We start from the raw sequence: 12,238 nt of genomic DNA, 5'->3' as shown, positions 1-12,238 counted from the left end.
CCTGTTGATGGATTAAAACTTTGATATTTATCTGCCAAAGTTGTAGGTGATACATCATGAAGTGTTAAGCCAGGTGTCGCTGTAACCGGTGTTGCCCAATATGTATAGTCATAACGACGAACCAGTGTAGTATTTCTTTTATAAGTAATATTTCCAGTATTAACTGCATTAGTAGTTTGAACCAAACTTGCGTTATTATCAAAGGTTAAAGAACCACCTGAATTAACAGTCAATGCGTTTGTTATTGTTAAAGTTCGTCCTGATGGAACGGTCATATTAACGCCACTATTTATGGCACAGGAACAAGCGGTTAAATCTGACGTTATTGTAAACGCTCCAGTAAAAACAGCTCTTTTTGTTGCAGTTGGAGTTCCGTTAGACCAAGCCGTTCCATTCCATGTTGTGGAGGACTGATCTGTAATTGTTCCTCCTAGACTTGATGGTGATTTACAGCCAGTGCTATTAGTCACTCTAAAAGTATATGTATTGGCGGCGAGTGAAGAAATTGTTGTGCTGGTTCCAGTACCTGTATATGTTACAGATCCTGGGCTTCTTTCTATAGTCCAAGTTCCTGTTGCAGGTAAATTATTCAAAGTAATACTTCCTAAAGCAGCACATGTAACATCACTTATTGTACCAATAGTTGGAGGCGCCAATAAATCTATAGATGTTGAAATATTATCTGTGTAAGTGTGTCCCGAAATGTCTTCAACGACATTTAACGATGGGTCAGTTCCTGTAACTTTTGCAGAATTAATAACTCTTCCTGCAATTACATCAGCACTAGTAATAGTATAAGTTCCGGTTAAGGTAGCAGTTCCTCCGGCGGCCAAACTAGCAATTGGATTTCCTGTTATAGTGATTCCCGGCATTGGATCAGTTACACGAATATCTGTAATAGGAACTTCTCCTGTATTTTTTACATTGAAAGTATAATTAATTACATCACCAACTTTCCCGCATGATGGCATTGAAGCTGTTTTTATGAGACTTAATTCTGCAATTTTTAATGAATTAGTATTAAAAGCAATAAAAGCACAATCTGAACTACCTGAAAAGGTTACCACAAAACGGTCAACTTGCGCTGCGTTTGCAGATGTTATTCCAAATTGGCTGGTTTCGATCGCAAGTACTCTAATGTCTCTTGTTGCGGCTGGTGTAAAACCATAAGTTCCATCCATTTTAAATAAATCCAGACTATAAGTACCAATCGCGGTTACAGCATCAAATTTTATAGATAATTCAGTTCCAACCGTATTTCCTAATGCATCAATAAATTTAAAAGTATCCGGTGTTCCGCTTGGTTCTGCTACCTGAGTTACAATTAAGTCAGGAATTCCATCACCAAGACCTGTAAGATTTAAGTTATTGGTTCCCACTTTAAATTCTGCTGTACCAGCTTTTATATTAGCAACACCAGTTCCAAGAGACAAACCGCTCGTACCATCAGTTAATCTTGATGCTAGTTCTGCTCCTGTGGCACTTGAACCAGCTAAAGCGGGAACTAAAGTTGCACCACTTGCAGATCCGTCTATCATAGAACCTTGCAAGAAATAAGAACCTGTTGTCGAGCCTAAAGATTGGATTTTTAAAGCTCTAAATTTTTGTGCGTTGTAAACTATGGAGTGTGAATCCAATGTTGTATTATTAACTCCTGTAGAATAGGTAGTTCCATTCCAAGAGAATGCCAATAAGTTATTTTCTCTGTCTGGGCGGTTGCCGACTCCTGTAGTTGAATTCGAAGTCCAATAACCGTTCCAATCGGTATAGATTCTTGAAACAGCCGTTAGCTGCGCTGACATTTTTAAGGAGAATAATAAAAATATAAACAGTATTTTTTTAAATAAAGAACGGGTAAACAAAAGTAATTTTTGGGGCATACAATTTGTGTTTTTTGGTTTGATTCGGCTATTAATAATTTAATTCTTAGAAGATTTTAAACTTAATTTATTTCATTCTTTTTATTTAGCAGGGTTTTTACATGGAAAAATCCGGCAGCTTTCGCTGTCGGATTTTTTTTATATCTTATTTTAATTATTTAAAAATGATTTTCCTCGTTGTTGTAAAGTCATTTTCAAGAGTAACTTTTACCATTAAAATCTGATCAGCAGACTGCAGGTTTGAAATTGATAATTCTGTTGTTCCTATTTTGTTTTTACTATATAAAAGTTTCCCTGTAATATCATATATGTTTACTTCTTTAATGTTTTCTTTAGAAGAAGTTGCTTTGATTGCTTTATCTTTTACAGAAACCAAAAGCCCGTCTTTTACATTTTCAAAATCATCAGTTCCTAATGTTTTATTCGTGTAACGAAGAACAAAACGATCTGTAAAAGTTCCTATTTCGGTAGTAAAAGTATAATTACCTGCTTTTAAATCTTGGATTTTATTAGTTACTTTATCTTCAATATACACTTTCTGATCGTTTAATAATCCGTCAGTATGATCTATGGCAATTGTAAACTCTCCCGCGACGGCTGTTTTATATCCAAGTGGAATTAAATCTGTATCTTCAAAAGGAAGTGCACGTCCCTGAATCGTTAATTTTTTTGCATCATTAATACTGTAAAAATCTACATACGTGTTTCCGTTAAGTGTTGCTGCATCATAATTTGGGTCCCAGCTGTTTGTTGCCCCATCAATATAACCAATTAATGCTTGTTTAAAGGCTCCTTCTGCATTAGTAAAGTTCAGCCATACACGGTTTGCTTCAACTGCAGCTTTTTCTGAAGTTTTGAAGAATTGGCTATTATTACCAGCAATTCTCATACTATTTGTAAATACAATATTATTACCCGTACTTGCCTTAAAGAAAAATCCCTGCCCAGCAGCAATGTATCCTGAAGGAGCAGCTGCACCACTTGTTGTTACAACACTTCCGGTTAAACTATATACGGCATAATCTGCAGCAGTATAATTGTATTTTGCATCTCCAGCCACGCTTCCGTTTGGAGGTGAATTATGTGTCCAAAAATATAAAGCTCCAGTTCCTGCATCATTTATTAATTGATTAGCACTTATCGCTGACGGATAAGGGTTTCCAATTAAGTTCCATTTAGTTGCTGTTGGTGTAACAGTGATGTTTCCATTATTTGGTACTCCTTTAAAAGAAGCTTGATAAACCGCTGTACTGTTTATATCATATTCTTGTGGAGATCTGACTATGTATCCTTGTCCCGGAGTCATTACTAAAGTTCCGTTATAATTTATTGTCCATCCTGTAGTTGGGTTATAGCTGTAATATTTATCTGCCAATGTTGTTGGTGATAAATCATGCAGTGTTACTCCCGGAGTTGCTGTTACCGGTGAAGACCAATAAGTAAAATCATAACGACGAATAGGTGCAGTATTTCTTTGCAGTTCAAACGAATTTACTGCGCCTTGATATGCATTTGTATCTGTACTTTTTTGTAATAAGGATCCTCCGTTTTTAATCAAAAGTTTTCCACCTGCGCCAACAATAGTAGTTTCTTGTACTGTTAATGTTCTATTTGTTGGAACTGTTAATGTAATACCTGGACTAATAGTGCAAGAACAAACATCAATATCTGAGTTTAAAGTTGTATTAGCCGAAACTGTTATTGCAGAACCGGTTGCCGGTACAGAAGAACCATCATAGATTGTTGGTATAGCAATAAGGTTTAAAGCCATTTTTGCATCTCCTGCATCTTCTCTTAATCGAACTTCTATTTTTGAATTTTTATTTAAGCTGTAAATTTGACCTGTTTTTACCAAAACCGGAGCTCCAATATTTTGTCCTGCTGTATATTCTAACACTTCATTTACATAAATTCTCATATCGTCGTCGCAGTTTACAACCTGAAGCTGATAATTTCCACAAGGAAACCCTTGTCGTTTGTAAGTTACTGTAAAGTTATCAACCGGAATTGGCGCACCTTGCCATGAAGTTGCTATAGACGGAGATTTATCAGCTGCCCATGAAGTCGTTGTGTTAATATTTAAATTTGAATCAACATATGTTCCTGCGTAAGCAGTTTGAGTCAAATCAAAATTGTTTTTTGTAAAACCATAAACATTCCAAACATTAATTCCGTATGGTAAATTCACATTATCTCCTTTAATTAAACCGTATGAAAAAGTAGTACGCGCTGAACCTACATTTTCATAATATTCTAAGATAAATTCGTGAGAACCCGCAGTTAATGTATACAAAGCTGCGTCTAGAATAAAACTATGGTCATTCCATCTGCTTAAAACTAAAGTACCATCAATATATAATCTTATTCCATCATCACTTCCAATTGAAAAATTATAAGTTCCTGCAACAGTTGTTGTTCTCATTTTGTAACGAACAAAAAAGTTATCTGCAGGAGCAGTTCCGCATATATTTGTTGTAACTCCTCTTACAGTACTTGTTCCAATATTACGATCAAAAATCGCTGGTTCGGTTACGTTACCAATAAAAACGTTTGTTGCTGTTGCCGCCGCTGCATTATAAGCAGGATTTGGGGCAGCATTTGTCCATTTGTAAACATAACCTATCCAAGAATCTACACCAAACGTTGTCTGATCTCCTTGACCGCAAATAATAATTTCATCAGCTCCCATATCTGGTACCGTTGTACTTCTTGTTTCGTTGTCAATATCTGTTGTAAACCCAGTAATTGGTGTTCCTTTTTCATGAATCCCTGAGTTAGTTGCATTTTGAGCTAAGTGAAAATCAGTGGTTGAAATAAATTTTGGTTCAACTATAATTGAACTTTGCTCTTTTGCAGCTGCAACAGCTTTCCAGGCAGCAAGAGTTGTATAAGTTCCTGATGATAATTTATTTGATAAGGCACCTGTACTCGCTAAGTAATAATTATTATTATTAAATTCTGTAATAGCTGTATGATCTGTACTGGAATTTATTAAATATTGTGTTCCTGCTGTTTGTGAACTATAGAAAATATTATTTTTAATTCCGATACTACTTCCAGCGGCGATTGTTAAACAAGCAGAACCAGTTACAGCAGAAGCTGAATTCATTACCAGTGTATTGTAATAAATTTTACCTCCAGATCCTGAGTTATAATTGATACTCGATGATGCTTTTTTAGAGTAAACATCGCTAATAATATTATTATATACCGTATTAGTGTTATTGTTGATATACAATCCGTTAGCTTTTTCATCAACAGAACTAATAGCACTTATTGTATTTCCATAAGTAACATGACTAGTCCCTGCATTTAAAGCTATACCGTTTACATCTCTAGATGCTGATATAGCACTAATTGTATTAGTATAAATAGTATTCGTTCCTCCATTTATAGAAATACCACTAGTTTCGATTCCATTATTAGTGACTGTAGTTGTTGATATTGTTGCTATCGTGTTGCCGTAAATGGTATTTATTCCTTTGTCAATATAAATTCCTGTACAATAACCGTTTGAAACAGTACTGCTTACGTCTCTGATAGTATTGCTGAAAATTTGACCGTTACTTGTTCCTAAAATAATTATACCGGAATGCATTGGACTGTAACCGTTAGTATTTTTTAGAACTCCATTTATTGTATTTCCTGAAATCTCATAATCCTTAGCATTATTTAGATAAACACCTAAAAATGGTTTATCTGCTACAGTAGTTCCCCCAATTATATTGTTTTGAACTTTCCAGTTAGTGGAAAGATTTGTTGCATTTCCAGCTACATAAACAGCTTGGCCAACTTTTGTAAAAGTTACATTCTGAACTAAATTATTTGAATTTGCAGCTTCTGCATCACTTCCAACAGCACTTGTCCCTCCCCCAAATACACCTACAGACAAATCATCATCTCTATAATTTTGTCTTAAAATCAAGTTTTTAATTTCGTTGTTTAATGCCCCGTTTGTTCCATTTTCACTTGCAATCCATATAACACTTTTCTTTGGGTTTAATGGATTGTTATTGTAGATTGTTAAGTTTTTAGATGTTGTTGCATTATTACTTCCATCAAAAACAACATTATCCACTCCATTTAATTTAAAAACTGTTGGATTAGATGTTGATGTTGGTAAGTTTGTAGCTTCAATAGAAACTGTTTTTCCTGTATTTGGCTTAAACGTAACTTTGTATTGTGTATTATTGAAGTAAGGGTTTATGTTTAATGGAAAAACTTCGTTCGTAGCTCTGGTATAACTTGTATTATCTAACAAAAATGTTACTGCAGCAGAAACACCAACATTGTTAAGTGTATTTACAGCAGATGTAAGGGTGTTGAAATCAGCTGCTGCACCACTACCAATTGTGTAAGTTCCAGCTAAAGGCCCCATTAGTTTACCTGTAAACTTTAACGTATTTTGTAAAATCTGCCACTTAATATTATTATAATCGCTGCCTTTTGTGTAAAGGCGAATAATTAATTTTTGATTTGAATTCAAAGATTCATTGATCTTAATAGTCTTTGAAGGATTTCCTGAAATTGATTCTTCTGTAACTAAATTACTGGCTGTATTGTAAAAATCACTAGTCCCAGGAACAGTTCCATTTTGAGAAATATAGTATTTTGCAATATAAGTAGATGGCCCCGGCGTACCTCCGTTTGGAATGCTGGCTTGTTGAAAAACTAAATTTGAAATCCAGATAACATTGTTTGTTGTAGGTGTAATTGAAACCTCAATATATCTATAATGCTCAAAACCAGAATTATTCCATCCGGTAACTAATGCCCCTGTGCTCCCATATGCTATCGGGTTTTGATCTGATGTAAAAGTACCAGACTGCACATAACTTTGTTTGGTTGTAATATTGCCATCTGATGTTAAAGCCCAAGAAGCTAAATCAACAGTTTGTGCAATACCCAAAAAAGGTAAAAACAAAAATAAAAGTAGAGTTCTCATCATGTTAAATGTTTTCTATCAGATTGTTATGCTGGCATAATACATTACACCTGCTCAAAGATATATACATCTACGTGTTAGATTTTCCTGCGGTTTTTAGAATAGGCATATAATCGATAAACCGGTAAAATAATCGACGAAATGCATGATGAAAATGATGATTTTATGGAATTTCTTATAAAATAAGCTAACTAAAAATAAGAAAAATCCTTAATAATAAGTGTTTTAAGGGAGCTTTTTTGAAATAATATTCGAAAAAACGTCTTGTTTTGTAAAAAATCCTCAGAAAAGCAATATTTTACAACTAGAGGTTATTATTTATTCCGTAAGGAATTTAAGATATTTTCAGTTGAAAATTTGCTAATTAAATAGAGGTAAAATTCATTGTTTCAAATACAATTTTGGGGGATTTATTCTTGCTCTAATTCTTTAACTTTTTCATAAATAAGATTACTTTCATAACCTCTTCGAAGCATATAATCACAGAATTTTTTTCGCTTTTTTAAAACATTTTTTTCTTGTATAGTATTCCAAGATCTCTCAGATAGATTTTCAAAAATTTCTGCATACTCTTCCGATGAAATTTCCTTAAGGGCAAGATTTATATTTGTTGAAGAAATATTTCGCAATTTAAGTTCATTTGTAATCCTAATTTTTCCCCAATTTTTGATTCTGTGTTTACCTCTTGCGAAACTACAGGCAAAACGTGTTTCATTCAAAAAATTATTTTCAATTAACTGAACCACAATAGAATCAATCTCATCAGAAGTCATTTTTAAGCCATAAAGTTTCGAAACTACCTCGTCATGACAGCGTTCTTGATAGGCACAAAAACGTTCTAATTTCTGTAAAGCTTCTTTTGGAGTGCAAATTGAATTCATGAGTATTTTCTTTCTTTTTAACTATTAATGGTAAAAATAACTATTTAAATGTTAAATTATGATATGTTTATTCGCTATTTCACAAAAGAGTTTCAAAAACCTATTGCGTATATCAGGATTAATAATAATTTTGTGAGTAAATTCTGTTTGTTAAACTGCCCTGTTTGTTAAACAGTTATTAATAAGAATTTAAGTTCAAAATTAGTCTTTCGTTCATAACGAAAGTTGAAATTTTTTATTTGAATTTGCCCAAAAACAAATTTAATACCACAACCTACTATGATTCGAAAACTACTTTTGTTCGTTCGTTCTTTATTTTCATTATTCCCTAATTTTTCTAAAGAGAAATCTTTCACTCTTAGTTTAAGAATAATTTGTTTGGGGATGTTTTTTGTTGTTTCAACAGCAACTGCAGCAACCAGAACTGCCTCAACTTCTGGCCCTTGGAGCAATCCTACTACATGGGGAGGTACAGTACCAACATCCGCAGATGATGTAATTATTAATGACGGCGTTACTGTAACAGTTGATACTAATAATGCCGCCGCTCTAACAGTAAGGGTAGGAACCAATAACGGAATGGCCACATTACAGTTCAATTTGAATAGCCAATTAACCGTTAGTGGAATAGTAACCTTAGGAAGAAATGGTGCAAATAATAGACTTGGGACAATTTTAATGACAAACGGTGGTACACTAATTACTCAAGGATTAGCTTTAGCAAATTCTGGGGCAAATGTTTTCACCTCAGGTTCTGGAACAGTTCAATTAACAGCAACTAATACTTTACCTTCAACAATATTTACCACTTTCAACAATTTGTCTATAAATACTGGCACAACAACAATGTCTACTGCCTTAAATATCACAGGAAACTTAAATATTTCCAACGGCACAACTTTAACGACTACAGCTACCAATTATGCTCTAACATTAAGAGGAAACTTCACAAACGATGGAACATTCACAGCTAACAGCTCCGCAATAACACTTGCTGGAAATGCTAATCAAAGTATTGCAGGCTTTTCAACAGCAGGTCTAATTTCGATGACTAAAACAGGAGGTACTGCAACTTTTACAGGGGGTGTCACCAGTACTAACACTGGTGCCTTGACTATAAATGGGACAGGAGGTAGTACTCTTAATTTAGGTGCTAATTTATCCCATACGTTTTCTTCTGTTGCTCTTACAGCAGGAACATTAAATGGTGGTTCAAGTACAATTAACTTATCAAACGCAACACCTTTTTCCGGAAGCGCTTCTAATTTTGTTCCATCAACAGGAACTGTTAATTTAAGTAGATCAGGCAATCAATCTTTATTGCTTACAGATTTATATAATCTTACTTTATCTGGAAGTGGAGATAAGACTTTAACAGCAGGAACAATCATTAAAAATATTTTATCAATCCAAGGAACTGCGAGAGCTAATTTAGGAAGTTCTTTAACCCATACTGCACTTGCTTTATTAACTGGCTCAACAACTAGATTAGCAGGCGTTTATGGAGGAACTAGTTCTAGTGCTCCTGCAGCCAATAGACTTTCAACATTTGTCCCTACTTCTACAGGAATTATAACAATAAGTTCAGATTCATGTACATCTTTCTCCGGAATTGCCCAAATAACTTCTGTGAAGTTAAATACTTTAGATTCTGCACCTCTTGGAACTACATCTTATGAAAATATTCCAAGTTCAACAGCAACAACTACAGTAACCAAAGGAGATTACTATTCATTAGTAATTAAAGGAAATACAAATGGCGACTATAACATGTACTATACTGCATTCTTTGACTGGAATGGTGATGGGGATTTTGCAGATACAGGCGAAGGACCAATATCTATTGGAACAATAAGAAACTCTTCTGGAGCTGATGATAAAGCTACTTCAGCTTATTTTCGAATTCTTCCAGGAGCTACTGGGACAAATATAGCCATGCGTATTATTGGTTTACGTGGAAATACTCCTAACTCGACTCCTTGTACAGTAAACTCAGGAATAGGTCAGGTTAAAGATTATACGATTAGTTTACAATCAAACTGTGTCGGACCACTTCCTGTTTCAGTAAGTACAAATTCAACCGCTTCTACTGTTTGTCCTAATGTTCCTTTTACACTTTCATTAGGAAACACATTTGGTGAAGGAGCAACTTATTTATGGCAAACTGGCCCAACAAGCACTGGGCCTTGGACAGGTGCCGCTACACCATCTATAGCATTTTATAATAATGATTTTTCAACAGCTCAAGGGCTTAATACAACTGTAGGAGATGTAAGTGTAAGAGGTGTTGATACTCAAATTACAGGCGGAGAATTAATCTTAACCACAATTGCTCCGGATGGACATAATGGAGGTTTTTTTATAGACAAAGCTAATACAGACAATATCAATCCATTTACTGCTACTTTTAAATATAAAATTGACGGTGGAGGCGCAGTAGGAGCTGATGGTTTAAGTTTAAGTTATGGACCTGGTTTTGTTGCCAATGAAGGTGGAGGTGAAGGCGGAGAAGGTTCTGGACTTAGAATACAATTTGACACGTATGACAATGAAGATGTTGCGACAGGAAGCCGTGTAAGGATTGTGTATAATAATGCTTCTATTTTTAATGCCGGAATCAATGATCCTATTAATTTAAGAACTACTACTTACAAAGATGTTAAATTATATGTAGATACAGATGGGTATCTATCTCTTGCAATTCAAGACGGTGCAGCAATGGTAACAATTGTTTCTAAACTTCTTTTACCAAATTATTCCACTACTGATAAATCTACATGGAAATTTAAATTTTCTGCACGTACAGGAGGTTTAAAAGATATACATAGTATAGATGATCTTGTTATTACCTTTTTAGATTCTGCTAATTCAAAATCTAAATTTACAACATCACAAACTGTTAAAACATACTATCGTGCTGTAATTACTTGTGGGACTTCTTCTGTAAACTCAACTCCAGTTTTTGTTGACATGAGTTCAGCAGCCATTACAAATCAGCCAACTGTTCCCGCAGCAGTTTGTTCTGGCACTGGTGTACGAACAATTTCTGTTGCTGCTACAGGATTAAGTTTAGCATATACATGGAAAAAAGATGGCGTTGATCTTGTTGAAGGAGGAGTAGTTTCCGGACAAGGGACTAACACTCTTACATTAACTAGTCCAACAGCTGCAAATGCGGGGAATTATACTGTAGTTGTTACGGGGGCATGTTCTTCTAGTGTAACTTCAAATGCAGTTGCACTTACAGTAAATGCCTTACCAACACCAACTTTTACAGCTTCTCCTAGTTCGCCTGTTTGTGCAGACAGTGATGTTACTTACACAACAGAAGCTAGTCAGACAAATTATATATGGACTGTTCCAGGTACAGCAGGCACAGATTATAACATTACAGGAGGAGGAATTGGTACAGGAAGTAATACCGTTACATTAAGATGGATAACATCAGGAAGCAAAACTGTATCTATTAATTACACTAACTCAAATGGCTGTACTGCAACATCCGCAACATCATCTACAATTAATGTAAACGCATTACCAGTAATTACAACACACCCACAACCAATTACGGTATGTGAAGGTAAAAATCATACATTTACTGTGGTTACTTCTGCTGGAAGTCCAACTTACCAATGGCAGTATTCGCCAGATAATGCAATCTGGACAAACACAGACTTAGCCGGTGGTGTAACTGGTCATACAACTGCATCATTAAATGTGGCAAACATACCACTTTCATACTCTGGAAATTATGTTCATTGTATTATTACAGTTGGAACATGTTCAATAACTTCAAATTCTGCTTTATTAACCGTAAATCCTACGCCAACTGTACCAACTGCATCTGTAACAACTCAGCCAACATGTGCTACACCTACGGCAACTATTACAGTTTCAAGCCCGGCACCAGCTGCAGGAATTACTTATAGTATTGACGGAACAACTTATACTAATACTACTGGTATATTTACTGGAGTAGCAACTGGATCATCATATAACGTTACTACTAAAAATAGTTCAGATTGTGAATCTCCAATTACAGTAGTTTCTGTAAATGCATACGCAGGTAAAACATGGAACGGTAGTGTAAGTACAAACTGGAACGCGGCCGGAAACTGGACTCCGAACGGAGTCCCTACAGTTGATGACTGTGTAGTGATTCCAGATTTAACGGCTATCACAAACAAGCCGGAAATTACAGGAACAAATACTGAATTTAAAGCTCATACAATTAATTTAAATAATAATAGTTCTTTTATAGTAAGAAGCACCAATACTCTAACAGTTACCAATGCAGTAACAGTTAATACTGGAAGTTCTTTAACTTTTGAAAACAATGCCAGTTTAGTACAAACCAATAATGTAGCTAACAACGGAAACATTATTTACAATAGAAATACAGCACCAGTACGTCGATATGACTACACTTATTGGGCAACACCTATCACAGCAACACCTGGTTTTACACTTCATGATTTATCACCAAACACACTTGCTGACAAATACCAAATATTTAATTCTGCCGCAACAGC

3 protein-coding genes and 1 pseudogene are annotated in these 12,238 nt (G+C 34.9%); 1 reads left to right on the top strand and 3 read right to left on the bottom strand.

The genetic code is table 11. The annotated features are described in order from the left end of the window. From J2Y38_RS24515 to J2Y38_RS24505, 3 genes and pseudogenes are all read right to left on the bottom strand, one after another. Positions 1-1,802: pseudogene (locus J2Y38_RS24515) on the bottom strand (hypothetical protein); the annotation flags it as partial. Between the two features lie 232 nt (positions 1,803-2,034). Beyond that, complete coding sequence (locus J2Y38_RS24510) at positions 2,035-6,828, bottom strand: T9SS sorting signal type C domain-containing protein (RefSeq protein WP_309847993.1); 4,794 nt, start codon at positions 6,826-6,828, stop codon at positions 2,035-2,037. Between the two features lie 407 nt (positions 6,829-7,235). Continuing rightward, a complete protein-coding gene (locus J2Y38_RS24505; protein WP_309847991.1) occupies positions 7,236-7,706 on the bottom strand; it encodes a regulatory protein RecX in 471 nt (156 codons plus the stop codon). A gap of 279 nt (positions 7,707-7,985) precedes the next feature. Between J2Y38_RS24505 and J2Y38_RS24500 the strand changes: the two genes are divergently transcribed. Continuing rightward, a partial coding sequence (locus J2Y38_RS24500) for an immunoglobulin domain-containing protein (protein ID WP_309847988.1) occupies positions 7,986-12,238 on the top strand: 4,253 nt, incomplete at its 3' end.

The sequence above is a fragment of the Flavobacterium sp. 2755 genome, from assembly GCF_031455715.1.
In the GTDB taxonomy this organism is placed as follows: Bacteria; Bacteroidota; Bacteroidia; order Flavobacteriales; family Flavobacteriaceae; genus Flavobacterium.
The sequence above is the reverse complement of the archived record's forward strand: the minus strand, read 5'-3'. Positions and strand labels throughout refer to the sequence as shown.